The organism is Komagataeibacter europaeus LMG 18890 (assembly GCF_000285295.1).
In the GTDB taxonomy this organism is placed as follows: Bacteria; Pseudomonadota; Alphaproteobacteria; order Acetobacterales; family Acetobacteraceae; genus Komagataeibacter; species Komagataeibacter europaeus.
Genome location: NZ_CADP01000045.1, coordinates 1 through 24,218 on the forward strand (window position 1 = coordinate 1; position 24,218 = coordinate 24,218).

Below are 24,218 nucleotides of genomic sequence, written 5' to 3' on the forward strand. Positions count from 1 at the left end.
CGCATCCAGCCCGGCCTCATGGTACTGTGCGGCCTGCGTGTTGTGGTCGATGAAGCGGTCGGGCAGGGTCATGGGACGGAAGCGCACGCGGTCCAGCAGGCCGGTTCTGGCCAGATGGGTCATGACATAGCTTGCGAATCCGCCAACCGATCCTTCCTCGATCGTGATCAGCACGGCGTGGTTGCGCGCCAGCTGTTCGACCAGGGCGGTGTCGATCGGCTTGGCGAAGCGGGCGTCGGCCACGGTGGGGGACAGGCCCTGGGCCGCCAGCATGTCGGCGGCCTTCAGCGCGTCCTCCAGCCTCGGGCCAAGCGACAGGATGGCGATGCCGCCCTGTTCGGGGCCGGACTGGCGGGTCATTTCGCGCACGATTCGCCCGCGTCCGATCTCGAGGATCTGGCCCGCGGCCGGCAGCTCCAGCCCAAGTCCTGCGCCACGCGGGTAACGCAGGCCGATCGGGCCTTCGTCAAACGCGATGGAGGTCGCGGTCATGTGTAGCAGTTCCAGCTCGTTGCTGGGCGCCATCAGCGTCATGCCCGGCAGGCAGCCGAGATAGGCGATGTCGAACGCGCCGGCATGGGTCGCGCCATCGGCGCCGACCAGACCCGCGCGGTCAATGGCGAAGCGCACCGGCAGCTTCTGCAGCACCACGTCATGCATGACCTGGTCATAGGCGCGCTGCAGGAAGGTGGAATAGATGGCGCAGAACGGACGCAGCCCCTCGGTCGCCATGCCGGCGGCGAAGGTCACGGCGTGCTGTTCGGCAATGCCGACGTCAAAGAAACGGTCGGGATAGGCCTTTGCGAACTTGTCCAGCCCCGTGCCCGACGGCATGGCGGCGGTGATGGTGACGATCCTGTCGTCGGTCGCGGCCTGGCGCACCAGTTCCTTCGCAAAGACCGAGGTGTAGCTCGGCGGGCCGGACGGGCCCTTCTTCTGCTCGCCGGTCACGACGTTGAACTTCGAGACCGCATGGTACTTGTCGCCCGCCGATTCGGCCGGGGTGTAGCCATGGCCCTTCTCGGTGATGACGTGGACCAGGACGGGGCCGACATCCTCGGCGTCGCGCAGGTTGCGCAGGATGTGGACCAGCTGGTTCATGTCGTGGCCGTCAACCGGGCCGACATAATAGAAGCCCAGTTCCTCGAACAGCGTGCCGCCGGTCATGATGCCGCGCGCGTATTCATCCGCCTTCTTCGCCGTGCGTTCCAGGCGGCCGGGCAGGCGCTTGGCCATCTTGGCGGCGAGTTCGCGTAAGGACAGGAACTTGCGCGACGACATGAGCCGCGACAGGTAGTTCGACATCGCGCCCACCGGGGGGGCGATCGACATCTCGTTGTCGTTCAGCACCACGATCAGGCGTTCGGCGCCCGGGCCGCAATGCGAGGCGTTGTTCATGGCCTCGTACGCCATGCCCGCCGAGATCGAGCCATCGCCGATCACCGCGATCACGTTGCGCTCGCGGTAGGAGGGGTCTTCCTCCGCGCGCAGGTGATGGGCGACGGCCATGCCGAGGCCGGCGGAAATGGAGGTCGAGGAATGCGCCGCGCCGAACGGGTCGTATTCGCTCTCGCTGCGCCGGGTGAAGCCCGACAGCCCGCCCGGCTGGCGCAGGGTGCGGATGCGCTCGCGCCGCCCGGTCAGGATCTTGTGTGGATAGGCCTGGTGGCCGACATCCCAGATCACCCGGTCATCAGGCGTGTCGAACACGGCATGCAGCGCCACCGTCAGTTCCACCACGCCCAGCGACGCGCCAAGATGGCCGCCGGTGGTGGACACGGCATCGATCGTCTCGGACCGCAGTTCCTCCGCCAGCTGCTTCAGCTGCTCCACCGAAAGGTTGCGCATGTCATGCGGCGTGCGCACCCGGTCAAGCTGGGGGTAGCGCCCAAGGGTCGGAATGTCGGCGGGCGTCTTGCTGTCGGTCATGTCAATCAGTTCCTGCGCTCGACCACGTAGTGGACCAGATCGCGCAGGCGATCAGCCTCGGGGCCAAAGATGTCGATATGGGATAGGGCCTGTTCCGCCACGCGGCGGGCTTCCTTCGCCGCACCATCCACGCCCAGCAGGGCGACATAGGTGGACTTGCCAGCGGCTTCGTCCTTGCCCGCGGTCTTGCCCAGTTCCTCGGCGCTGGCGGTGGCGTCCAGCACGTCATCGGCAATCTGGAAGGCCGCGCCCAGGTCACGCCCATAGGCGGAAATGCGCTTGCGCGCGTCGTCGCTGGCCTGGCCCAGAATGGCCCCGGCCTCGGCCGAATAACGGATCAGGCAGCCGGTCTTCAGCGCATGCAGGCGGGCGACTTCTTCCAGCGACAGCGCGCGGCCTTCGCCTTCCATGTCGATCATCTGGCCACCGACCATGCCTGCCGCACCAGACGCATCGGCCAGTGCGCGGACAAGGTTGATGCGCACGTCCGCGCTGTCATGCGTCAGCGGACTGGCGAGGATGTCAAACGACATGGTCTGCAGCGCGTCACCGGCGAGGATGGCGGTTGCCTCATCAAACTTGCGGTGGGTGGAAGGCTGGCCACGGCGCAGGTCGTCATCATCCATTGCGGGCAGGTCGTCATGCACCAGCGAATAGGCATGCAGCATCTCGACCGAGGCTGCGACACGGTCCGCCCCTTCGGCCGCCACTTTGAACAGGCTGGCGACTTCCGCCACCATGTAGCCACGCAGACGCTTGCCGCCGCCCAGTGTGGCATAGCGCATGGCGTCGATCAGGCGGGCCTCGCCCCCTTCAACGCGGGGCAGCAGGCGGTCGATCATCCCCTCGATCGCCTTGGCGCGCGCGGACATGGATGCACGCAGACGGACCATGCGATCCGCACTGTCTGTTTGGGACGAGGTTGCTGTTGTTTGGCTCATCTGGTGCATCAATCCATCGGTTTTGCATCCAGCGTGCCATCCGCACGCTGGACAATCGCCTGAACGCGGGCCTCGGCCTCGTCCAGTTTTTTCTGGCAGTACTGTCGCAGGGCAGCACCACGTTCATAGGACGTGATCGCGTCCTCCAGCCTTGGCTGGCCGACCTCGAGCTGCCGCACGATGGCTTCAAGTTCGGCCAGGGCGTCCTCGAAGGAAAGGTTGGTCAGGTCGTCGGTCATCTGCTGGTGGTGCTTCCTGAAAATAACTTGGCTGGCGCAGGCATTACATCCTCGGGGGGCATCCTGCCAAGGGGACAACTGGTTTTACGCTATTTTGGCACCTATGCGGGGCGCGGGGTATCTGCGGCCGTGGTGTCGGGATCGTGCCTGCGGCGGATGACGAAGGACAGCGTGCCGCCTTCCTCGCCAAATGCGATCAGGGCATGGCCCGTTTCGCGGCAGAAGGCCTGAAAATCCGCAACGGATGCCCGGTCGGTCGCGATCACGCGCAGCCGTGCGCCCGGTGGCAGGCCGCGCAGCATGCGGTTGGCCTTGAGCACGGGCAGGGGACATGTCAGGCCGCGCGCGTCTAGCAGGATCTCACTCATGGGGGACCATGTCTCCTTGGTGGTGGGCAGCTATGCTTGTGCATCAGGGTTTGCTGTTGCGTGCAGGTACGATCATAAAAGAAAATGCGCCACTGATAAAACATGATGAAAGAAAGACTCTGGATGGCCACCTATCGTATTGGAATTGATTTTGGGGGCACCAAGATCGAAATCGCAGCCCTGGGAAAGGACGGAACCGAACGCGTGCGTCGGCGCATTTCCAATCCTGGCAACTATCCCGCCGCCATTGGGGCCATGTGTGACCTGATCCATGGGGTGGACCAGGAACTGGGCGGTACGGGCACGGTGGGAATCGGCATTCCCGGTTCCATCAGCCCCGATACGGGCGTCATCAAGAATGCGAATGCGACGTGGCTGAACAACCAGCCGCTGATCCGTGACATGACGGCCGCGCTTGGCCGCGATGTCCGGATCGAGAATGACGCGAACTGTTTCGCGCTGTCCGAGGCGATTGACGGGGCGGGGGCGGACCATCACAGCGTATTTGGCGTGATCATCGGCACCGGCATGGGGGCCGGGATCGTGATCGACAGGAAACTGCTGATCGGTCACAACCACATTGCCGGTGAATGGGGCCATGTGCCGTTGCCGTGGCCGCGGCTGGAAGAATTTCCCATGCCCAAGTGTTTCTGCGGGAACGAAGGGTGCATGGAACGCTTCCTCAGCGGTTCGGCGCTGGCGCAGGACTGGAAAGGCCCCGGCCACCGGAGTGCGGCCCATATCGAACAGGAAGCCGAGGCCGGCGACCTGACCGCCATCGGCGCGCTGGACCGTTACATGGACCGCATGGCGCGTGCCTGCGCCATGGCGATCAACTTCATGGACCCCGACGTGATCGTGCTGGGTGGCGGGGTGTCCAACCTTGAATCGATCTATGAACGCGTGCCGCGCCTGATGCGCCGCTATGTCATTACCCCCAACTGCACCACGCCGATCGTGCGCAACCGCCATGGTGACAGTTCGGGTGTGCGCGGTGCGGCATGGCTGTGGGATGACCATCACGTTGACTGACCCGTTGGGGCCAGTCGGTGCGGCCTGCGCTCAGCCTTCGGCGCTGTCGCGGCCGCGGAAGCCCGTGGCCACTACGTAAAGCTCGCTCGATTCCTTGCGGCTGGCCGGGGGCTTGGCGTGGCGGATCTGCGTGAACATGCGCTTGAGGTCCGCCAGCATCTGTTTTTCCGACCCGCCCTGGAACACCTTGGCCACGAACGTGCCATCGGGGGCGAGGATGCGGGTGGCGAAATCCAGCGCCAGTTCCGCCAGTCCGATAATGCGCAGGTGGTCGGTCGGCGCATGGCCGGTGGTGTTGGGGGCCATGTCCGACATCACGACATCCGCGCGCCCGCCCAGCAGCCCGGTCAGGCGGTCGGGCATGTCGGGATCATTGAAATCCCCTTCGATGATGGTTGCCCCCGGCACCGGGTCAACCGGCAGCAGGTCAACGCCGACCACTTCGGCCGCCCCGCGCTTGACCGCGACCTGCGTCCAGCCACCGGGGGCGGCGCCAAGGTCAACCACCCGCGCGCCGGGCTTTATCATATGGAAGCGGTCATCAAGTTCGATCAGCTTGAAGGCCGCGCGGGAACGCCAGCCCTGTTTCTGGGCGGCCTGCACATACGGGTCGTTAAGCTGGCGCTGCAGCCAGCGGTGCTGGGCGGTGGTGCGGCCGCGCGCTTTCTTGACCGTGACGGTCTTGGTGCGGTTGGCCTGTGCGGCGCGTCCGTCCGTGCTGCTGTCACCGGTGCCGGGTGTCAGACTGCTGGTACGGGCCTTGCCCGGTATGCGGGTAGAAGAACGCTGTTTCATGACGGGACGCGGTCAGGTACTGACCCGGTGCTCCATACGATTATGCAGGGGGAAGGAAGGCAGCGGGGTGGAAAGGCCACCACGGCGCCTGCGGTCCCCAATCATGCGTAAAAGCAGTCCGTCACGCAATCCCCGGTCGGCCACCGTGACTTCGGCCATGGGCCATGTGGTGGCGATGGCTTCGAATATGGCGCAGCCGGGCATGATGTAGCGCGCACGTTCCGCGCCGATCAGGGGATTGCGCGCAAGTCCGTCCATGCCCGACCGGCGCAGGCTGTCCACCAGGGCCAGCGCATGGGGAACAGACAGGGTGCTGCCGTCAATCCCCGCGCGTTCGTAGCGGTCCTGCCCCTGCGCCAGGCTGGCCAGCGTGGTGATGGTGCCACTGGTGCCCAGCAGCATGACGTTGTCGCGGGCAATTTCACGGGTAATGCAGTGTACGTCGTCAAATCCGCGCAGCATGTCGCTGATCTCACTGACCACGGCGCGATAGCCCCGGTCGGTAAAGATGTCCGCCCCGTGGCGTTCGCCCACGGTCATGATGCCGGTCGGCAGGCTGACATAGCCTGACAGGTCGTGCCGTCCGACGGCGCGGTCGATTCGCGCCCATGCGATTTCGGTTGATCCGCCGCCGATGTCGAACAATAACCCCCGCCCGGTGGCCTGGTGGTGGGACTGCAGCAGGGAATTGCAGGCGGCAAGCGCCAGTTCGGCTTCCTCACGCGCGGAAATGACCGAGATGTCCAGCCCGGTTTCATGCAGGACGCGGGCGATGAAATCCATGCCGTTGCCTGCGCGGCGGCAGGCCTCGGTCGCGATGGCGCGGTGGCTGTGCAGGTCATACAGGCCCATACGCACCACGCAGGTGCGCAGGGCATTGATGGTGCGTTCCATCGCCGCTTCCGCCAGTTGGCCGGAATGGTGCAGCCCTTCGCCCAGGCGTACGGCGCGGCTGAAACTGTCAATCACACGCAGGCCCTGTTCACCCGCGCGGGCGATCAGCAGGCGGCAGTTATGCGTGCCAAGATCAATGGCGGCATAAAGTGGTGCGCGCATGACGCGGCGATCCATCGCGGATGCAGGGGAAGGGGTGTTCCCGTGCTGGCGTATCTTTGCGCTGAGCGTCTGCTGGACCATGTTCATCCAAACCCGTTGACGGCCAAGGTATTACCTATTGTGTTGAGTGTTCTGCGTGAAACGCAAGCCAAAAGAGAAAATTTACGAAAAAGACAACACGGGGGTTGCGCCCAAAACGGCTGGCGGCTATATGCCTGATCACCGCAGCGCACCGCGCCGCTCTCTCCTTGCTGGGGGATAGTTTAGCGGTAGAACTACCGGCTCTGACCCGGTCAGCCCTGGTTCGAATCCAGGTCCCCCAGCCATTTCTTACCACAAATATCATATATTTTCTGATGCAGTTGACATGTCCTGTTCAGGCTACATGTAGGCAATGCATCCGATTTTGCATGCGCGTGCGCCAATGGTGCGCATGGTAGCCATGTTTGATTTTCGACTGATGGATGCCTGACCGCGTTTGACCCCGGGTGCGTTTTTATCCCCGGTGAAGCGGCGAGTTGAATGGCGGGGTGGGAAAGTGCTGCCCGATGCGGGTGGGCTTGCCGGGTTCTGTCCTTGGCTACCCAAAGCATGCAGTCCGTAGCCGGTCTGGACCTTGTCTTGCCATGTCATCGGGGTGGAAAGCATCGGTGCGGGTCAAGGTCCTGACACACTGGCGGTCGGGACTGGGGCTGTATCGCCCTTTGCTGCGTTTTTACCGTGCGGATAATTGCAGCCCGGTTCACGCATTTATAAAAATGGTGAAGCCGGAGGCTGTTTGAAAAGTCAGATCAGGAAATAACCTGAAATCATAAGAAATTTTTGGTAAAGCTTTTTGCAAAAAGGCAGCGCCCAAAAACTTTTTTTGTTTTTAATGATTTATCAGAAATGCAAAATATTACTTCTGATTACCTCGGTTTTTTAGCAGTGTAAGGACTTCGGCAGGCGGATGGCCGAATGTCTTTTTGTATGGATGGGTATAGTTTGCGTCCATGTTCTCGAGGTATCCCCAGTAATTCCCGTCACCATCAAAGGCAATGGTCGCAAAATTCATGCACATGTGTGGCTGGCATCCGTCAAGATAGGCAATGCCGTTTACGACATGGGCCGGGCCGGTTTCAACGGACAGGAAGTTGATGATGGTCTTGGCGTAATTTCCCGCGATCTTGTGGATGCCTGCAATGATTTCAGGCGCGTGCGGGCCTTTCATGATGGATGAAGGATACTGGTTGTCGGCCCACGAAACATCTTCCGCATGGGCGCCGGCGGACAGCGCCACGGTCATCATGCCAGCCAGCAGCAAGCCATTTTTCATCATTTCATATCCTTCCATATGGAACCTTCGCCGGTAGTGGCGTCATGGTATCGGTATTACATAACCGTTTTTCAGCCTGTTCCGGAATGGATAAGTTCTGCCTGAAAGGTGAATATTTTCATACGGAAGGTATTCCCTTTTTGGTACAGGCTCCTTTTTCTGCATATGAACGGTTTTTTACCAGTGCCTATTCATTTTCAGTCGCAATGGAAGTATGGGCAATGCCTGACACTGACGGGCTGTCTGTCAGGCTGTTTTTCGTATGGTCGCGGGCATTGGTTCCCAGAAAACATGGTGGGACCGGGATGCAGGCATGGACATGCAGGGCATGCGCCCGACCTTTGCGCTAAAGTGAGGATGGGGCAGGGGTCTCATCCATTATCTGCTCACGGCAGTGAATCAAGACCCCTGCCGGGTCAGCATTTCGCCCAGTGCCTGACCTGCTGGTCCACAATGATTTCCACCATGCGCCGCAGCGCGCGCATGTCGCCGGTAAAATTCCGTGCCAGTACGCGCCGTTCCATCCCATCCAGCGTGAACCAGCCCGGGCGCAGGTTCCGGTCCTGCTCGATCTGACGGATGATGTTCATGGCCAGGGCAGGGGCGTGCGTGGCATCCGGGCTGTCCATATGAATGATATGGCAGCGCGATTTCAGCGGTTCCGACACGGTGGAAAGGTCGTTGGCGGTCAGGACCCACCGCACGCGGCTGACATCAACCGGCACGTTCAGGAAGGCATCCCGGAACTGCCTGCACTCGCCAATGTCCAGGAATTGCAGCAGGGCATTCTGCACGCTGCCAAACCGGCCATCGGTCGGGGCCTTGTCCACTTCGTCAAGGATGATACACGGATTGGCCAGCCCGGTCGCAGCAAGGTATTCCACGATGGTGGATGGCTTGGCGTCGCCAAATGTCTGGTGCGTGCCGGTCAGGGACAGGGGATCGCCCATCGCGCCGACATTCATGGTCATGACCTCATAACCCAGCATGCGGTAATACATCCGCGCCACCGTGGACTTGCCGCATCCCGGTGGCCCGACCAGCATGACGGGTCGCGCGATGCCGGACGTGCCCCATTCCAGCCATTTCAGGTCGGTTTCCGCCATGGCCCGTACGGCCGCCAGCGCGTGGGGGCAGGCCTGCTCCACTTCCTGAATGCGGGCGCGGATATTGTCCGGTTCGTGCAGCTTGAGGGGATGCGCAAGCCTGCGGACCGATTCATACGGATCGGGCTGGGTTTTGCGTCTGTGCTCCGGAAACTGGTAATGTTCCGGCAGAACACGGATGTAATTATAGGGGTCGGACTGGTAATGCACCGCTTCGGAGAGAGGAGGCGGTTTCTCTTCGTCGTAGGCACCGCTTTCCAGTGCGATCAGGAAATCAAAATCGTCCGATTCTGGCATCTGCTGTCCTCATTATCCCGTTTACATTCCATCTGGCTGGAGTGCACGGTCGTATGAGGAGGCGGAATTTTTTCATGGCCTGTCCCTATCATGGATGGTCAGGCCGTTTCCACAACAAATGGCGTCGTGGCTGATGCGCGCGGGGCAATGCCCGCACGCATCCACCCGGTCAGGCGGCCAGGCCACCATCCGTTGTCAGGGCGGAGCCGGTGATGAAGCTGGCTGCAGGGCTGGCGAGGAACGAGACAACGGAGGCGATGTCGCTGACCTTGCCGTATTCCTTGTGGCACATGAAGCTGCGCAGCATGTCGGCCGCAGCGCCGGTGGCGGGGTTCATGTCCGTGTCGATCGGGCCGGGCTGGACCACGTTGATGGTGATCCCGCGCGGGCCAAGGTCACGCGCGGCACCCCGGGCAAACCCGTTCAGCGCCGATTTGGACGCCGAATACAGCGAAATCCCGGGGAAGGGAGAACGGTCGGCAAATGTCGATCCGATCAGGATGATCCGACCGCCCTGTGTCATGTGGCGCGCGGCCTCGATGGTTTCGATCATGACGGCGCGGACATTAAGGCCCAGTACCGCATCGACCTGTTCGTCCGTCATCTCGGCCACGTCGCCATAGGGGTAGATGCCGGCATTGCATACCAGCGCGTCGATCCGGCCCATCTCGGCCACCACGCGCTGGATGGCGGCACGGTTGCCATTGCCTTCGCCATCGCAGCGGATGGCCATGCCCCGGCGGCCCATCGCCAGGACTTCCTCGATCGTCTTCTGGGCCGCCTGTTCGTTGCGGGCATAGGAAATGGCGATGTCATAGCCATCCTTCGCCAGTGATTTCGCAATGGCGGCGCCAATGCCGCGGCTGCCGCCGGTAATGTAGGCAACGCGTTGTGTCATTGTGTTTTCTCCTGTTTCCAACCTGTCTTTTTCCCCTACAGCACCGCACGGGCGGGGGAAAGCACACGCATGTGTGCGAAGGGACTTGATCGCGGGGTGCGGGTTGTCTATAGCCTGCCTGTTCGCGCGTCCGGGCCTGTAGGGCATGCCCGGCCGCAATGGAGTGTTTACGTCCGCCTTGAACAGCGGGCGGGAACACGGGCACCAGACATTCAGGAGAAGAAAATGCCCAAGATGAAGACCAAGTCATCGGTCAAGAAGCGGTTCAAGATCACCGCCACCGGCAAGGTGCTGGCAGGTCCCGGCAACAAGCGCCACGGCCTGATCAACCGCTCGCAGAAGATGAAGCGCACGAACCGTGGTTCGCAGGTGCTGACGGAAATGGACGGCCGCACTGTGAAGCAGTGGGCTCCCTACGGTCTGGCATAAGGAGCACCTGAGATATGGCACGTGTGAAACGCGGCGTAACCACCCACGCCCGCCACAAGAAGGTTCTCGAACTCTCCAAGGGTTTTCGGGGCCGTTCCTCCACCAATTACCGCATCGCGCTGGAACGTCTGGAAAAGTCACTCCAGTACGCCTACCGCGACCGCCGCAACAAGAAGCGTGAATTCCGCGCCCTGTGGATCCAGCGCATCAATGCGGCCGTGCGTGAACATGGCCTGACCTACAGCCGTTTCATCAACGGTCTGGACAAGGCCGGCATCGAGATCGACCGCAAGGTCCTCGCCGCCATTGCTTTTGACGATGCAGCAACCTTCGCTGAAATCGTAAAGAAGGCGCAGGCCGCTCTGGCCTGATCCCTGTCCTACGCCCGCGTGGCGACAGGTCCACGAAACGGGTCGTCCCAACGGACGGCCCGTTTTGTTTTTAATGCAATGCCCGTGCCGCACCCGTTGGTGGTGGCGGGCACAATTCCATGCGCCGGGTCTGGCCCGCCGGTAGATATCCCTTTGCCAGCCCGCCCGACGTGAGCCTGTGCGAGGTGCTATGAGTGACGATCTCGAAACCCTGAGGGAACAGACAGTTCAGGCACTCGCTGCCGCGACCGACCAGCGCGAATGGGACGCGGTGCGCGTCGGCACGCTGGGCAAGTCGGGCAAGCTGACCGCACTCCTCAAGCAGCTTGGGCGCATGACACCGGATGAGCGGCGCACGCGGGGTGCCGCGCTGAACCGCCTGCGTGACGAACTGACCCGCCTGATCGAGGCGCGTGGACAGGAACTGGAGACAGCGGCGCTGAATGCCCGCCTGGCGGCCGAGCGCGTGGACGTGACACTGCCCTGCGCGCCGGAAGCGGAAGGCGCCCTGCACCCCATCACCCGCACGATCGAGGAAATGGCCGCCATTTTCGGCGCAATGGGCTTCCAGATCGCCGAAGGTCCGGATATCGAGAGCGACTGGCACAATTTCTCGGCCCTGAACACGCCATCGCACCATCCCGCCCGTACGGATCAGGACACCTTCTACCTGCCGCCCGAAGCCGAGGGCCAGCCCGAACGCGTGCTGCGCACCCAGACATCGGGCGTGCAGATCCGCACCATGCTGGGGCATGAACCACCCATCCGCATCATCGCCCCCGGTCGCACCTACCGCGCCGACCATGACGCCACCCATTCGCCCATGTTCCATCAGTGCGAGGGACTGGTGATCGAGAAGGGGATCACGCTGGGCCACCTCAAGGGTTGCCTGTCGGATTTCCTGCGCGCGTTTTTCCAGATGCCGGACCTGCCGGTGCGCTTCCGTGCGTCCTATTTCCCCTTTACCGAGCCATCCATGGAAATCGATATCGGCTGGTCACGTAAAACCGGCCAGATCGGCGCGGGTGATGACTGGCTGGAAGTACTGGGCGCCGGCATGGTCCACCCCCGCGTGCTGGCCAATTGCGGGCTGGATGCGCGGGAATGGCAGGGCTTTGCCTTTGGCATGGGGATCGAGCGCCTGACCATGCTGCGCCACGGCATTCCCGACCTGCGGTCGTTTTACGAAAGCGATGTCCGCTGGCTGCGCCATTACGGCACCAGTCCCCTGTCTCCCGCCCTGCTGCACGAAGGTCTGTGATCGATGAAGTTTTCCCTGTCATGGCTGCGCACGCATCTTGAGACCACGGCGACGGTGGAAGAAATCTGCGCCACGCTGAATACCATCGGGCTGGAAGTCGAAGGCGTTGAAGACCCCGGCGCGTCCCTTGCCTCCTTCCGCACCGCCCGCATTGTCGAAGCGGTCCAGCACCCCAATGCCGACCGCCTGCGCGTGTGTCAGGTCGATGCGGGCGAGGGGTTCGAACGCGTGCAGGTCGTCTGCGGCGCACCCAACGCGCGTGCTGGCCTGCATGTGATTTTTGCCCCGCCCGGCACCTTCATTCCCGCCAGCGGCATCACCATCAAGGCTGGCAAGCTGCGGGGGGAGGCCAGTGGCGGCATGCTGTGCTCGCTGCGTGAACTGGGACTGGGCGAGGAAAGCGACGGCATTGCCGAACTGCCCGAAGGCACCGCGCCGGGGCAGTCCTATCCCCTGTTTGCCAAACTGGATGATCCGGTCATCGATATCGCGATCACCCCCAACCGTGGCGACGCGCTGGCGGTGCGTGGAGTTGCGCGCGACCTTGCCGCAGCGGGTCTTGGCACCCTGAAGCCGTGGCTTGCGGAAACGGTGGAAGGGCGCTTTGAACCCCCCATCAACTGGCGCATTACCTTCCCCGAAGCCTGCCCGTGGGTACTGGGGCGCGTCATTCGTGGCGTGAAGAACGGTCCCAGCCCGGAATGGCTGAAGCAGCGGCTGGAATCCGTCGGCCTGCGCCCGGTTTCCGCGCTGGTGGACATCACCAATTTCTTTGCTTTCGACCTTGGCCGGCCGCTGCACGTGTTCGACGTGGACAAACTGATGGGCAATGAACTGACCATCTGCCGAGGTGCTGGCGAAACCTTTGCCGCGCTGGATGGCAGCGAACATGTCATGACGCCCGATGACTGCGTGATTGCCGACGCGCGCGGCGTGCAGTCGCTGGCCGGTATCATGGGCGGGGCTGAAAGCGGCGTCAGTGATGACACCACGGATGTATTCGTGGAATGCGCGCTGTTCGATCCGGTGATCATTGCCCTGTCGGGGCGGCGGCACAACCTGCATTCCGATGCACGCCAGCGGTTCGAGCGTGGTGTGGATCAGGCAATGCCGCCCGCGGCGCTGGAAGCCGCGACGCGCATGATCCTTGACCTGTGTGGCGGGGAGGCGGGCAGCGTGGTTTCCGCTGGGGCTGAACCGGCATGGCAGCGGCAGGCGCATCTGGAATTCGCCCGTCTGGAAACGTTGGGCGGACTGGTGGAAGAACCCGATCACGCCGTGCATCTGCTGGAAGGTCTTGGGTTCAGGGTGCGCGAATGCGATGCGCGGCATGTGGTGGTGGATGTGCCATCGTGGCGCAATGACATCGCAACGCCCATGCTGCTGGACCAGCAGCCCGACCTGCCGCCCGCCCGCGCGCAGGCCGCCGCCGAGGGAGCGGGGGCGATTGACCCCGAAGTGGACCTGATCGAGGAAGTGCTGCGCCTGCGTGGCCTGGACAGCGTGCCTGCCGTGTCCCTGCCGGTGGGCAACGCCGTGCCGGTGCCGGCCTTCACCCCGCGTCAGAGCCGTGTCGCCAGCCTGCGTCGCCAGCTTGCCGCGCGCGGGTTGCTGGAAACGGTAGGCTTTTCGTTTGTAGCACAGGAACAGGCGGCCGAATTTGGTGAGACGCCCACGGACCTGCATCTGCTCAACCCGATTGCGGCTGATCTGGACCAGATGCGGCCCACACCACTGGTCAACCTTCTGGCGGCGGTAAAGAGCAACGCGGCGCGTGGCTATCCCGATCTTGGCCTGTTTGAAGTCGGCCCCGGTTTCGGCCCCGATGGGCAGAAGCTGGTGGCCGCCGGGATCCGTAGCGGCCATTCCCCCCGTCTGCCCGGACAGGCGGCGCAACCGGTGGACCTGTGGCAGGCCAAGGCCGATGCGCTGGCGGGACTGTCCGCCATGGGGGCCGCGATGGAGGGGCTGGGCATTACCACGGATGCTCCATCCTATTACCATCCCGGGCGCTCGGGCGTGATCCGGCAGGGGCCGAAGCTGGTACTGGGGCATTTCGGGCAGTTGCATCCCGCCCTGCTGGCGAAGCGTGGCATCGACGTGCCGGTATGTGCGTTCACGCTGTATCCCGATGCGGTTCCCGAACCCAGGCGCAAGCGCAGGGCGCCACCCGCGCTGTCCACCTTCCAGCCGCTCAAGCGTGATTTCGCCTTTGTGGTGGCGGCCGATATCCCGGCGGAAAAGCTGCTGAAGGCCGTCAGGGGGGCCGAGCGCAACCTGATTGTGGCCGTCAGCCTGTTTGATGTTTACGAGGGCGACAAGATCCCGGCGGGGCACAAGTCGCTGGGCGTGGAGATAACCCTTCAGCCAATGGACAGGACCCTGACCGATGCGGAAATCGAAGCTGTCTGTGATCGGGTGGTCGCAGCCGCACAGAAAAGCTGCAATGCCGTCCTGCGTGGCTGAACGGCGCCGGGTGCGCGGCGCCCGTCGCGGCATCGGGCTGGGGGCAGCGGTGGCGCTGGGCCTGGTTGGTGCCACAACCGCCCATGCCACTGAAATCATCGGGGCCGGGTCCAGCTTCGGCGCGCCCATTTATGGGGCATGGGGGGAAGGGGCCGCACATGCGACGGATATCCGCCTGAATTACCAGACCATCGGATCGGGCGCGGGGCAAAATCAGGTCAAGGCCCGCACGGTGGATTTCGGTGCATCCGACGCACCCATGACGGCGGCGCAACTGGCGCAGTTCCACCTGATCCAGTTTCCCACGGTCATGGGTGCGATCGTGCCGGTGGTGAACCTGCCCGGCGTGGATAGCAGTCAGCTACACCTGACAGGGGAACTGCTGGCGCAACTTTATGCGGGGGACATCACCATGTGGAATGATCCCCGCATTGTTGCGGAAAACCCGGATCTGCCCCTGCCTGCCATCCAGGTGGCCCCGGTGCGGCGCGCGGACGGGTCGGGCACGACGTTCGTGTTTACGTCCTACCTTGGCCGTGTTTCCCCCCGATGGGCACAGGCGCAGGGCAGCGGGACATCCATTGAATGGCCGGTGGGCGAGGGCGCGCGTGGCAATGACGGCATCGCCGCCGCCGTGCGCAATACCGAAGGCAGTATCGGCTATCTGGAATATGCCTATGCGGCGGGCAACCATATGGCGATTGCCGAAATGCGCAATCATCATGGCGACCTGGTCTCTGCCGGGCCGGACAGTTTCGCGCAGGCCGTCACCACTGCGCACTGGGCGGGCGATGACAGCCATTCCGCCGATGTGCTGGATGGGGATGGTCCGGGCGCATGGCCCATCATGGCCGCGACCTATGTGCTGATCCCGACCGACCGGGCCGATACGCCACAGGGCAGGGCGGTGCGTGCGTTCTTTGACTGGAGCATGCAGCACGGTAATGACGCGGCCCTCACGCTGCGTTATGTCCCGTTGCCGGATGATATCCGGGTGACCATACGCGACCTGCTTAAAACGCACTGAAAAAAAGAACGCCACGGCATGCCAGTGCCGTGGTGGAGCCGCCTGTAATTTGTGCGATGCCTTGAAAATCATGAAGAAGTCTTTGGTGAAGCTTTTTTCAAAAAGCCTCAAAGAACGCCGCCTTTTTGAAAAAAGGCGTCCCCCAAAAACTTTCATTACCTTTTATCAATGGATCTGTTTGGGGCGGGAAGACACCGGCGGGCGTGGGTTCCGTCCCCTGTTTTTACAACAGGCATTTGCGCTACCTGATCCGACACGATAAGCCGGTCAGGCATGACTGATACTTCCCCCACGCGCGCGTCGTCCACGCCGGTTTCCATCAGCCCCACCATCTGGATCATGGCTGGGGAGGCGAGTGGCGACGTGCTGGGCGGTCGCCTTATGGCGGCCCTGCGCGTGCTATGCCCCAATGTGCGGTTTGCCGGGATTGGCGGGGAACGCATGCAGGCACAGGGGCTGCATACGCTGTTCCCGTTGCGTGACCTTGCCGTCATGGGCCTGATGGAAGTGCTGCCCAAAATCCGGCACCTGTCGCGCAGGCTGGATCAGGCGGTGGCGGATATTACCGACCGGCGGCCCGATCTGGTCATTACCATCGACAGTCCCGGCTTTACCCTGCGGCTGCTGCGTCGGATCGCGCCCCTGTCCATTCCCCGCCTGCATTATGTCGCCCCGCAGGTCTGGGCATGGCGTGAACACAGGGTGCGCGAATTTCCCGGCCTATGGGAACGCATGCTGTGCCTGTTGCCGTTTGAACCCGAATTCTTCGCCCGCCACGGGATCGAGGCACGTTTTGTCGGCCATCCCGTGCTGCAGTCCGGGGCGGATACCGGCTCCGGTCCCGCCTTTCGCGCCCGCCACGGTATTGCGGCGGATGCGCCGGTGCTGGTGCTGATGCCCGGCAGCCGCCGGTCCGAAGCGCCGCGCCTGCTGCCGGTATTCGGGCGCATGCTGGCCATCCTGCAGGCGCGCGCCCCCGGTATCGTACCCGTGGTGCCGGTCGCCCCGGTCATTGCGGATATCGTGCGCAGGGGTGTTGCGAAATGGCCGGTGCGGCCGATTATCGTGACGGATGTGGATGACAAGCATGACGCGTTCGCCGCAGCCGATGCGGCATTGACCAAATCGGGCACGTCCACGCTGGAACTGGCCATTGCCAATGTGCCCATGGCGGTGACCTACCGGGTCAATCCGCTGACTGCCGCCATGGCGCGGCGGCTGATCCGGGTGCCGTACGTGGCCATGGTCAACCTGCTGTCAGGCCACAGGCTGGTGCCTGAACTGCTGCAGGAACGCTGCACGCCCGAACTGCTGGCGCAGACCGTTGAACGCCTGCTGGCGGATCAGCAGAGCCGTAGCCTGCAGCGGGCGGGGTTTGGCCGGATCCGCGCCGCTCTGCGCGGACCCGGTGCGGAGCCGGCGCAGGCTGCGGCGGCCGAGATCATGGATTTGCTGGCGCCTGCCCCGGTGCAGGGGGCGGGGGCGCACCCGGCGTAGCGGGGGCTGAGGCACCGGGCGGCAGTGGCTCGTTTTCCGTGATCAGGGCGTGCAGTTCCGCGCGTAGCATGAATACGCCCATGATGATGGTGCCCAGCACGGTAATGCCGATCCAGACCAGCTTGCTGATCTGCTCGCGCTTTTCCTCGTCATCCACCACTGTTCTGTCAGGCTTTTTTGCCATAGAGCGCCTCCGCCGCTATTTCCGGTTGGGTTATTTCCACAATCCCTTCGGGGCGCAGTGCATTGTAGAAACAGCTGCGCCGTCCGGTATGGCAGGCAACACCCTTCTGGTCCACCAGCAGCAGAACGGCGTCACGGTCACAGTCCAGGCGGGCGTCAAGCAGCGTCTGCACCTGTCCCGATGTTTCGCCCTTGCGCCACAGGCCACGGCGGCTGCGTGAATAATAGCATACACGGCCGGTGCGCAGCGTTTCATCCAGTGCTTCGGCATTCATCCATGCCAGCATCAGCACCTCGCCACTGTCATGCTGCTGGGCGATGGCCGCGATCAGGCCGTCTTCATTGAACTTGACCCGGTCGATCATGGCCGCACGAACCGCCTGGTCCGGGGGAGTATAGGGCATGTCTCTCTAACCTTGAAAAAAGCAGGGTGGACGTATTGCTATTCCGCCCTGGCGGGCAGGGCAAACCACTGGGGCACATGCACGTGAAGCGCGTGCCCTTCCGTGGTCAGGTCCGTATCGTTGATGTGTTCGTTGCGGATCATCGCCATGCCGACCTTGTCGCGGGAGGAACGCATTTCCCCCACCGTGGCCGTGCCGGACAGGATGGGCGTGCCGGGGGCGGGCAGTTCATGGTGGGACGTTACCGGCAGCAGGTGACGGCGCACCAGCCCACGATACCGGGTGCGCGCGGTCAGTTCCTGACCCATGTAACAACCCTTGGTCCATGAAATGCCATTCAGCTGGTCAAAATTGGCTTCCAGCAGCAGGGTCTTGCCACTTTCGCAGTCCCGCACGCCATCAGGCAGGCCAAGCGACAGGCGCAGGTGGTCATAATCGACATCATCCGCCGAGGGGCTGGCAACGGGGTGACCCAGCAGGAACCGCCACCCTGCCTGTGGCAGGCGCGGGTCAGGGGCGGCGGGATAGCCCTCGGGTGCGGTAAAGTCTTCCCCCCATGCGGCGTGGACGGCGTATCCCGTCTCGCTGATCTCCACATCCGCGCGCAGGCGGTAGCGCGACAGGCGCTGGCGCAGCATGGCGGCCTGTGTCGCGTCACAATCGACCAGCAGGCGCACGCCCTCGGGGTCGGCAAAGACAAAGAAATCGGCCAGCCATTTGCCCTGTGCCGACAGGAAGGCGGTCCACACGGCACGGCCGGGTGCGACCGTTGTCATGTCGTTGGACACCAGTCCCTGCAGGAAGGAGACGCGATCCGCGCCCGAAATGCTGAGCACGGCGCGATCAGGAAGATGAGCAATTCTGGCCATATGCGCAATCTGGCCATGCCCGTGCCCGCAGGCAAGGGGTAAAGAGAGGTTGGCACATAAGCAAAATCTGACTAGCACCACGAAAATGCATATCCTGTTCATCACATCCACCCGACTGGGGGATGCCATCCTGTCCACCGGGCTGCTGGACACGCTGCTGCGGCGTTATCCGCAGGCGGATTTCACCATTGCCTGCGGGCCGGTGGCGGCCGGGCTGTTCGCGCATATGCCACGCCGCGTACGCACCATCGAAATGGTCAAGCAGCCATGGGACCGCCACTGGCTGGAACTGTGGCGGCAGTGCCGGGGGATGAAATGGGACCTGTGCGTGGACCTGCGCGGGTCGATTGTCAGCTATTTCCTGCGCGTCGGCACGCGCCATGTCATGCGCGGCGGGCGCAGGCCGGGGCGGCGCATTACCCATATCGGCAACCTGCTGGGTCTTGACCCGGCACCCCTGCCGGTTGTGTGGACCAGTGTGGCGGAACGTGCGCAGGCTGCCGAAATGCTGCCCGACGGGCCGCGCTGGATCGCCTTGGGCCCCACTGCCAACTGGGATGGCAAGATCTGGCCTGCCGAACGGTTTGTCGCGGTGTTCAGGGCGCTTCATGAAGATGATCCATCCCTGCGGCCGGTGATCCTGTACGGACCGGGGCAGGGCGAACGCGCGCGCGCGCAGGCCGTACTGGATCAGTTGCCTGATGCGCTGGATACGGGGGGCAACCTGTCGGTGACACAGGTGGCGGCGCTGCTGGGACGCTGCACGCTGTTCATCGGCAATGATTCGGGATTGATGCACCTGGCGGCGGCGTGCGGGATTCCCACGCTGGGCCTGTTCGGGCGCAGCCGGGCGTCGGAATATGCGCCATCCGGACCGTGGGCACGCGTGGCCATGGCCCCCGGCCCGGTGGGCAATGCCCCGATGGAAGGCCTGGCTGTTGCGCAGGTCGTGACCACCGCCCGGGCGCTGCTGCGTGACAGATGGGGACGGAAACGGTGAAAAACCCGAACTTTTTGCATTTCCACCATCCTTACGGCTGGCGGTGGAAAACGGGTCGGTCTATGTGATCGGACAGGCAGGGTGGCCCATGATGGCGCATCCATCCTGACATGGTGGTTTGCCGTGCCGTTTCAGGCCGGATATGGTGGGGCCGACAATTACGACGCGCCGTGCGCATGGCGCCGCGCAAGCGAGCAGGGAACGACAGGAACGTGGCTGACGACATCTTCACGGAAGTCGATGAGGAAATCCGTGCCGAACGCATCCGGGCGCTGGCGCGCCGCTATCTGGTTGTCGCGGGCGCCGTGGTCGCGGTGGTATGCATCGGGGCCGGGGGGTGGCAGTATTCCGTCTCCCGCGCGCACAAGGCGGATGCGGCGGTCTCGGCAGCCTATTTCACCGCAATGCAGGATACCGCCCGCGCGCCCGACAACGGGGGGATCGATGGCCCGCTGACCGCACGCCAGAAAACCGGGCTGCAGGAACTTGAGGCGCTGGATGGCAGGGCGCGGCCACCGCTGCGCATCCTTGCGCGGATGGAACGCGCGGCCCTGCTGGCCAACAGCGGCAGCCTGCCTGCCGCCCTGTCCCTGTGGGATGGCGTGGCGCAGGAACATGCCACCGACCCTGTCATCGCCTCGCTCGCCAGCCTGCTGTGGGTCCAGCACCAGATCGACAGCGGCGATCCCGCCACCCTGCGTTCACGCCTTGCGGTGCTTGATGGCGCGGGCCAGCCATGGCGCGCCCAGGCCATTGAGGCCGAGGCCATGCTTGACCTGCGCACCGGAAAGGAAGCGGATGCCCGCGCCAGGCTGGAACGCCTGACCATGGACATGTCCGTAACCGATGGCGTGCGCAACCGTGCCGAAGCCATGCTGCAGACCATGGGGGCGGACGCAGGTGGCTAGCCCGACCCATGACACCCCCATGCCCACAGACAGGAAAACCATGAAACCAGCCCTGAGCCGCCGCCACGCGTTACTTGGTGCCGGGGCTGCGCTGCTGCCCGCCCTGGCGGCCTGTTCCAGTGCACAGAAAAAGAAGCCGTTGCTGATCGGCCACCGTTCCGACGTGCTCCAGACCAAGGCCGGCCTGACGGTTGACCCCGATGAAACGCAGGCCGTGACCGTGCCCGCCCCCACGGCGCTGAACGCATGGCCGCAATCGGGCGTCAATCCCGACCATGTGGGCATGGACATCGCCTGGCGCGGGACCATGCAGCATGAATGGACGCATGACATCGGTGCCGGCATTTCCGAACCGGAGCCCCTGTATTACGTCGCCCTGGGTACGAGCGGGCGCGGCATCATCCAGGCGCCGCCGGTGGTCCAGAACGGCCGTATTTTCGTCATGGATGCACAGGGCGTGATCCGGGCCTACCGCTGGCCCGCCATGCACAAGCTGTGGGAATACAACCCCAAGCCGCGCACGATGCGTTCGGACAACCTGGGCGGCGGGATCAGTGTCGATGGCGATACGCTGTATGTTGTTGACGGCATAGGTCAGGCGCTGGCGCTGGATGCCGCGACGGGCAAGCTGAAATGGCGGGTCAATATCCAGACCCCCGGCCGGTCGGCGCCCACCGTCGTCAATGGCCGCCTGTTCCTTGGCACCATTGACGAACACCTGTACTGCCTTGATGCCGAAAACGGCAACGTGCTGTGGACATACGCGGCAACCGCCGCCGATACCATCATATATGGCCAGCCCGCCCCGGCCGTGGCGGATGGTGTCGTGCTGGCCGGTTTCGGCTCGGGCGACCTGGTGGCGCTGCGTGCCGAAGGTGGCGAAGTGGTGTGGGCCGACACGCTGGGCAGCACCAACGGGCAGCAGGCGCTGATCGATTTTTCGTGCGTGCATGGCATGCCGGTCATTGCCGATGGCACGGCCTATGCCATAAGCACCGGCGCGGTGCTGGTGGCCATTGACATGCGTTCGGGCCGCAGGCTGTGGGAACGCGGCATTTCGGGGCAGAACACGCCGCTGGTGATCGGGGACTGGATCTTCCTTATCTCCATGGACCAGCAGGTGGCCTGCCTTGACCGGCTTTCGGGCCATGTCCGCTGGATCACGCAGTTGCGCCAGTACGAAAATTCCGACAAGCAGAAGCGTGGTATCGTGTGGAATGGCCCGCTGCTGGCGGGGGGCAAGCTGGTGTTCATTTCCAGCTTCCCCGAAAACGGGGTCGCCATCATTGATCCGGCGCAGGGGCATATCGAATCCCTGCACAAATTGCCCGGTCAGGTGACGACCGCGCCCATCGTGGTGGATAATCTGCTGTTACTGCTGGACAATAACGGCTACCTTATCGCCTATAGTTAAAAAGAAAGTTGCCGCAGTGAGTTCATCTTTTCCATCCGCGCCAGTGGATGCGCTGCCGGTTGTCGTGATCGCGGGCAGGCCAAATGTCGGTAAGTCGACCATTTTCAACCGACTGGTCGGTCGCAGGCAGGCGCTTGTGGCCGATACCCCCGGCGTAACCCGCGACCGCAAGGAAGGGCAGGCCGTCGTGCGTGGCCGCGCCATTCGCATCATCGATACGGCGGGGCTGGAAGAAGCGGCCCCCGACACGCTGTACGGCCGTATGCGGGCATCTTCCGAATCCGCGGTGGCGGATGCGGACCTTGTGCTGTTCTGCATTGATGCGCGCAGTGGCCTGACACCGGCGGATGAGCATTTCGCCAACTGGCTGCGCCGGCAGGGCCGGCCCGTGCTGCTGATCGCCAACAAGGCGGAGGGCCGGCAGGGCGCCGCCGCGGCCATGGAGGCATTTTCGCTGGGCCTTGGCGCGCCGCTGGCCATTTCGGCCGAGCATGGGGAAGGTGTTGCCGACCTCATGTCCGAAATCGCCGACCGCCTGCCGCCTACCGACCTGCCGCCGGTGCAAAAAGCCAACCGCCGCACCCGCCGCGAACAGGCGGAAGGTGAGGAAGAGGAGGATATCCGTCCCCCCGGTCCGCTGCGTCTTGCCATTGTCGGCCGTCCCAATGCGGGCAAGTCCACGCTGCTGAACCGCCTGCTGGGTGAGGAACGGATGATTACCGGTCCGGAGCCGGGACTTACGCGCGATTCCATTGCCGTCATGCTGCATGATGACCAGGGGCCGATCCAGCTGGTTGACACCGCCGGCCTGCGCCGCAAGGCACGGATTGACGAGACGCTGGAGAAGATGTCCGTCTCCGCCTCGATCGAGGCGCTGAAAATGGCGGAGGTCGTCATCCTTGTGCTTGATGCGACGCTGGGGGTGCATGAACAGGACCTGCAGATCGCCCGCCTGATCGAACGTGAAGGCCGGTGCTGCGTGTTGGCGCTGAACAAATGGGACGCGGTGGAGGACCGGGCCGCGACCCGGCAGGCCATCAAGGACCGTATCGAGACGTCGCTGGCGCAGATGCGCGGCATACCCGTCGTCGCGTTTTCCGCCATGACGGGGGCGGGGATCAACAAACTGCTGCCGACCGTGCGTCGCGCCTATGACATCTGGAACCGCCGTGTCGCGACCGGTGCGCTGAACCGGTGGTTCGAGATGATGATTGAACGCCATCCGCCGCCGCTGGTCGATGGCCGCAGGCTCAAGCTGCGCTACATCACGCAGGCCAAGGCCCGCCCGCCCACGTTTATCGTGTTCGGCACCCGTACGGACCAGTTGCCCGAGGATTACCAGCGTTATCTGGTCAACGGCCTGCGTGAGACCTTCGACCTGCCCGGCACGCCAATCCGGCTGCTGCTGCGCGCGTCAAGCAATCCCTACGCCAGAAGCTAGGCTCAGGCCCTGTTAATTTATTGAATGAGAGGCGATTGGTGATTTACAGGTTTGCATGGTGGCAATCCTGTGAGTGATCTGTTTTGATGACCTGAAAATCAGATGACACGGATTTTTACAGCCCTGATGGAAAAGGCTGGCCCGTTGAAGTATTTGATGATTGATGTGACACACCTGCAAACGCACCGGACAGCGGCCTCGCCGCTTTAAAAAGGTTTTTTCCGCCCTTTCGGCCTGATAAAAGGCGGTCTCTTGTTTAAGAGACTGTTTGAAAACAACGCATTGGTAAAAGACAATAAAAGTTCTTTCGGGGCGCCTTTTCCCAAAAAGCTTTACTAAAAATGTCTTTTAGTTTTCAGGTGCCTGTCATGAACTGAGTTTCCAAGCGGTCTCTAACGAAATATCACCTGCTGCATTCCACCAAAGAAGAACCGGAAATCAAAATCACCTTGCAACCGGTATCTCTATAAAAGCGCCATCTGATGCGAAAGCATGTTCGCAAAGCTGAAAAACTGGCGGCTTATCGCAACCAGTTACGACCGGTGCATGCATACATTCATGTCCGCAATCCACATTGCTGCAAGTTTCATCTCTATCTCAAAAAATGACTTCTGATACCAACCGTTGATTGCTATAACCCATGAGCCCAATTGCGCAGTCCGATTGACATGATGCGCCATGGTTGATTGACGAGCTGGTTCCAGGCATGGCAGGCGATATCAACGATATCGTCATAGGTTCTGAAGATCCTGTTTGAGAGCCATGTATTGCGCAGGAACTGCCAGAGATTTTCCACCGGGTTCAGTTCAGGAGCCCGGGGAGGCAGCGGGAGAATGGTGATATTGTAGGGAACATCCAGCTTCTGACTGGTATGCCATGCGGCCTGATCCACAATGAGGACGGCGTGAGCGCCCTGCGCGACCGTGCGTGAAATCTCCGCGAGATGGAGCTGCATGCCGTGCAGGTTGCAGA

24 protein-coding genes and 1 tRNA gene are annotated in these 24,218 nt (G+C 62.9%); 12 read left to right on the top strand and 13 right to left on the bottom strand.

Features of this window, described 5'->3' with window-relative positions; translation table 11 throughout:
• The 4 genes from dxs to GEU01_RS12725 all read right to left on the bottom strand — a co-directional run.
• Positions 1-1,929 (bottom strand): 1-deoxy-D-xylulose-5-phosphate synthase (dxs, locus tag GEU01_RS12710; protein ID WP_019086397.1); only part of this gene is annotated, 1,929 nt, incomplete at its 3' end.
• A 5-nt stretch (positions 1,930-1,934) separates the two neighbouring features.
• Complete coding sequence (locus GEU01_RS12715; protein ID WP_026018721.1) at positions 1,935-2,870, bottom strand: polyprenyl synthetase family protein; 936 nt, start codon at positions 2,868-2,870, stop codon at positions 1,935-1,937.
• A gap of 8 nt (positions 2,871-2,878) precedes the next feature.
• Entirely contained in the window at positions 2,879-3,109 is a 231-nt protein-coding gene (locus GEU01_RS12720) for an exodeoxyribonuclease VII small subunit (protein ID WP_010507770.1), read from the bottom strand.
• A 101-nt stretch (positions 3,110-3,210) separates the two neighbouring features.
• Positions 3,211-3,477 carry a sulfurtransferase TusA family protein gene (locus GEU01_RS12725; protein ID WP_019086399.1) on the bottom strand — a complete coding sequence of 89 codons (267 nt, stop codon included), beginning with the start codon at positions 3,475-3,477 and terminating at the stop codon, positions 3,211-3,213.
• 123 nt (positions 3,478-3,600) lie between these two features.
• Between GEU01_RS12725 and GEU01_RS12730 the strand changes: the two genes are divergently transcribed.
• On the top strand, positions 3,601-4,509 hold the full coding sequence (locus GEU01_RS12730) for an ROK family protein (protein ID WP_019086400.1): 909 nt from the start codon (positions 3,601-3,603) through the stop codon (positions 4,507-4,509).
• Between the two features lie 30 nt (positions 4,510-4,539).
• Here the strand turns inward: GEU01_RS12730 and GEU01_RS12735 are convergent, their stop codons facing one another.
• Complete coding sequence (locus GEU01_RS12735; RefSeq protein WP_019086401.1) at positions 4,540-5,304, bottom strand: RlmE family RNA methyltransferase; 765 nt, start codon at positions 5,302-5,304, stop codon at positions 4,540-4,542.
• A gap of 12 nt (positions 5,305-5,316) precedes the next feature.
• The gene (locus tag GEU01_RS12740; RefSeq protein ID WP_019086402.1) at positions 5,317-6,447 is read right to left on the bottom strand and encodes a Ppx/GppA phosphatase family protein; all 1,131 of its coding nucleotides are present in this window, start codon (positions 6,445-6,447) and stop codon (positions 5,317-5,319) included.
• A 165-nt stretch (positions 6,448-6,612) separates the two neighbouring features.
• Between GEU01_RS12740 and GEU01_RS12745 the strand changes: the two genes are divergently transcribed.
• A tRNA-Gln gene (locus GEU01_RS12745) sits at positions 6,613-6,686 on the top strand.
• A 572-nt stretch (positions 6,687-7,258) separates the two neighbouring features.
• Here the strand turns inward: GEU01_RS12745 and GEU01_RS12750 are convergent.
• The 3 genes from GEU01_RS12750 to GEU01_RS12765 all read right to left on the bottom strand — a co-directional run bounded on the left by GEU01_RS12750 (position 7,259) and on the right by GEU01_RS12765 (position 9,976).
• Entirely contained in the window at positions 7,259-7,678 is a 420-nt protein-coding gene (locus GEU01_RS12750) for a hypothetical protein (protein WP_026018723.1), read from the bottom strand.
• Positions 7,679-8,091: 413 nt separating this feature from the next.
• On the bottom strand, positions 8,092-9,078 hold the full coding sequence (locus GEU01_RS12760) for an AAA family ATPase (protein ID WP_019086405.1): 987 nt from the start codon (positions 9,076-9,078) through the stop codon (positions 8,092-8,094).
• 169 nt (positions 9,079-9,247) lie between these two features.
• Positions 9,248-9,976, bottom strand: coding sequence for an SDR family NAD(P)-dependent oxidoreductase (locus tag GEU01_RS12765; RefSeq protein ID WP_019086406.1), 729 nt, complete (start codon positions 9,974-9,976; stop codon positions 9,248-9,250).
• Between the two features lie 225 nt (positions 9,977-10,201).
• Between GEU01_RS12765 and rpmI the strand changes: the two genes are divergently transcribed.
• The 6 genes from rpmI (at position 10,202) to lpxB (ending at position 17,027) form a co-directional block, all read left to right on the top strand.
• On the top strand, positions 10,202-10,405 hold the full coding sequence (rpmI, locus tag GEU01_RS12770; RefSeq protein WP_007400447.1) for a 50S ribosomal protein L35: 204 nt from the start codon (positions 10,202-10,204) through the stop codon (positions 10,403-10,405).
• A gap of 14 nt (positions 10,406-10,419) precedes the next feature.
• The gene (rplT, locus tag GEU01_RS12775) at positions 10,420-10,776 is read left to right on the top strand and encodes a 50S ribosomal protein L20 (RefSeq protein WP_010507784.1); all 357 of its coding nucleotides are present in this window, start codon (positions 10,420-10,422) and stop codon (positions 10,774-10,776) included.
• A 190-nt stretch (positions 10,777-10,966) separates the two neighbouring features.
• Positions 10,967-12,037, top strand: coding sequence for a phenylalanine--tRNA ligase subunit alpha (pheS, locus tag GEU01_RS12780; protein WP_019086407.1), 1,071 nt, complete (start codon positions 10,967-10,969; stop codon positions 12,035-12,037).
• Positions 12,038-12,040: 3 nt separating this feature from the next.
• Complete coding sequence (gene pheT / locus GEU01_RS12785; RefSeq protein WP_019086408.1) at positions 12,041-14,503, top strand: phenylalanine--tRNA ligase subunit beta; 2,463 nt, start codon at positions 12,041-12,043, stop codon at positions 14,501-14,503.
• Positions 14,484-15,530 (top strand): phosphate ABC transporter substrate-binding protein PstS, encoded by a 1,047-nt coding sequence (gene pstS / locus GEU01_RS12790; protein ID WP_019086409.1) that lies wholly within the window; start codon positions 14,484-14,486, stop codon positions 15,528-15,530. The genes pheT and pstS overlap by 20 nt, the downstream gene beginning before the upstream one ends.
• Before the next feature lie 273 nt (positions 15,531-15,803).
• A complete protein-coding gene (lpxB, locus tag GEU01_RS12795; protein WP_019086410.1) occupies positions 15,804-17,027 on the top strand; it encodes a lipid-A-disaccharide synthase in 1,224 nt (407 codons plus the stop codon).
• On the opposite strand, the gene GEU01_RS12800 is transcribed toward lpxB, so the two are convergent.
• From GEU01_RS12800 to ygfZ, 3 genes are read right to left on the bottom strand one after another with little or no spacing between them, the layout of a single operon-like run.
• Positions 16,972-17,211, bottom strand: a complete 240-nt coding sequence (locus tag GEU01_RS12800; protein WP_081499965.1) for a hypothetical protein — start codon at positions 17,209-17,211, stop codon at positions 16,972-16,974. The two genes, lpxB and GEU01_RS12800, sit on opposite strands and share 56 nt — an antisense overlap.
• A complete protein-coding gene (hisI, locus tag GEU01_RS12805; RefSeq protein WP_019086412.1) occupies positions 17,195-17,614 on the bottom strand; it encodes a phosphoribosyl-AMP cyclohydrolase in 420 nt (139 codons plus the stop codon). The genes GEU01_RS12800 and hisI overlap by 17 nt, the downstream gene beginning before the upstream one ends.
• Positions 17,615-17,652: 38 nt before the next feature.
• Entirely contained in the window at positions 17,653-18,483 is an 831-nt protein-coding gene (ygfZ, locus tag GEU01_RS12810; RefSeq protein WP_026018724.1) for a CAF17-like 4Fe-4S cluster assembly/insertion protein YgfZ, read from the bottom strand.
• 85 nt (positions 18,484-18,568) lie between these two features.
• On the opposite strand from ygfZ, the gene GEU01_RS12815 reads away from it, so the two are divergent.
• The 4 genes from GEU01_RS12815 (at position 18,569) to der (ending at position 23,246) form a co-directional block, all read left to right on the top strand.
• Positions 18,569-19,483: a glycosyltransferase family 9 protein gene (locus GEU01_RS12815; protein WP_019086414.1), complete on the top strand. Its 915-nt coding sequence runs from the start codon at positions 18,569-18,571 to the stop codon at positions 19,481-19,483.
• A gap of 212 nt (positions 19,484-19,695) precedes the next feature.
• A complete protein-coding gene (locus GEU01_RS12820; protein WP_019086415.1) occupies positions 19,696-20,391 on the top strand; it encodes a hypothetical protein in 696 nt (231 codons plus the stop codon).
• Between the two features lie 40 nt (positions 20,392-20,431).
• Positions 20,432-21,805, top strand: a complete 1,374-nt coding sequence (locus GEU01_RS12825) for a PQQ-like beta-propeller repeat protein (RefSeq protein ID WP_019086416.1) — start codon at positions 20,432-20,434, stop codon at positions 21,803-21,805.
• Positions 21,806-21,821: 16 nt separating this feature from the next.
• On the top strand, positions 21,822-23,246 hold the full coding sequence (gene der, locus GEU01_RS12830) for a ribosome biogenesis GTPase Der (RefSeq protein WP_010507796.1): 1,425 nt from the start codon (positions 21,822-21,824) through the stop codon (positions 23,244-23,246).
• 631 nt (positions 23,247-23,877) lie between these two features.
• Here der and GEU01_RS12840 read toward each other — a convergent pair.
• A partial coding sequence (locus tag GEU01_RS12840; RefSeq protein WP_019084659.1) for a transposase occupies positions 23,878-24,218 on the bottom strand: 341 nt, incomplete at its 5' end.

Excerpts from the sequence above, each read along its gene's own strand:
- lpxB (WP_019086410.1), top strand. The coding sequence starts at position 15,804 with ATGACTGATACTTCCCCCACGCGCGCGTCGTCCACGCCGGTTTCCATC.
- GEU01_RS12800 (WP_081499965.1), bottom strand. The coding sequence starts at position 17,211 with ATGGCAAAAAAGCCTGACAGAACAGTGGTGGATGACGAGGAAAAGCGC.
- GEU01_RS12815 (WP_019086414.1), top strand. The coding sequence starts at position 18,569 with ATGCATATCCTGTTCATCACATCCACCCGACTGGGGGATGCCATCCTG.
- GEU01_RS12730 (WP_019086400.1), top strand. The coding sequence starts at position 3,601 with ATGGCCACCTATCGTATTGGAATTGATTTTGGGGGCACCAAGATCGAA.
- hisI (WP_019086412.1), bottom strand. The coding sequence starts at position 17,614 with ATGCCCTATACTCCCCCGGACCAGGCGGTTCGTGCGGCCATGATCGAC.
- GEU01_RS12740 (WP_019086402.1), bottom strand. The coding sequence starts at position 6,447 with ATGAACATGGTCCAGCAGACGCTCAGCGCAAAGATACGCCAGCACGGG.
- GEU01_RS12750 (WP_026018723.1), bottom strand. The coding sequence starts at position 7,678 with ATGATGAAAAATGGCTTGCTGCTGGCTGGCATGATGACCGTGGCGCTG.
- GEU01_RS12725 (WP_019086399.1), bottom strand. The coding sequence starts at position 3,477 with ATGAGTGAGATCCTGCTAGACGCGCGCGGCCTGACATGTCCCCTGCCC.
- GEU01_RS12765 (WP_019086406.1), bottom strand. The coding sequence starts at position 9,976 with ATGACACAACGCGTTGCCTACATTACCGGCGGCAGCCGCGGCATTGGC.
- GEU01_RS12760 (WP_019086405.1), bottom strand. The coding sequence starts at position 9,078 with ATGCCAGAATCGGACGATTTTGATTTCCTGATCGCACTGGAAAGCGGT.
- GEU01_RS12720 (WP_010507770.1), bottom strand. The coding sequence starts at position 3,109 with ATGACCGACGACCTGACCAACCTTTCCTTCGAGGACGCCCTGGCCGAA.
- ygfZ (WP_026018724.1), bottom strand. The coding sequence starts at position 18,483 with ATGGCCAGAATTGCTCATCTTCCTGATCGCGCCGTGCTCAGCATTTCG.
- pstS (WP_019086409.1), top strand. The coding sequence starts at position 14,484 with ATGCCGTCCTGCGTGGCTGAACGGCGCCGGGTGCGCGGCGCCCGTCGC.
- pheS (WP_019086407.1), top strand. The coding sequence starts at position 10,967 with ATGAGTGACGATCTCGAAACCCTGAGGGAACAGACAGTTCAGGCACTC.
- rpmI (WP_007400447.1), top strand. The coding sequence starts at position 10,202 with ATGCCCAAGATGAAGACCAAGTCATCGGTCAAGAAGCGGTTCAAGATC.
- rplT (WP_010507784.1), top strand. The coding sequence starts at position 10,420 with ATGGCACGTGTGAAACGCGGCGTAACCACCCACGCCCGCCACAAGAAG.
- GEU01_RS12825 (WP_019086416.1), top strand. The coding sequence starts at position 20,432 with ATGAAACCAGCCCTGAGCCGCCGCCACGCGTTACTTGGTGCCGGGGCT.
- pheT (WP_019086408.1), top strand. The coding sequence starts at position 12,041 with ATGAAGTTTTCCCTGTCATGGCTGCGCACGCATCTTGAGACCACGGCG.
- GEU01_RS12715 (WP_026018721.1), bottom strand. The coding sequence starts at position 2,870 with ATGAGCCAAACAACAGCAACCTCGTCCCAAACAGACAGTGCGGATCGC.
- GEU01_RS12735 (WP_019086401.1), bottom strand. The coding sequence starts at position 5,304 with ATGAAACAGCGTTCTTCTACCCGCATACCGGGCAAGGCCCGTACCAGC.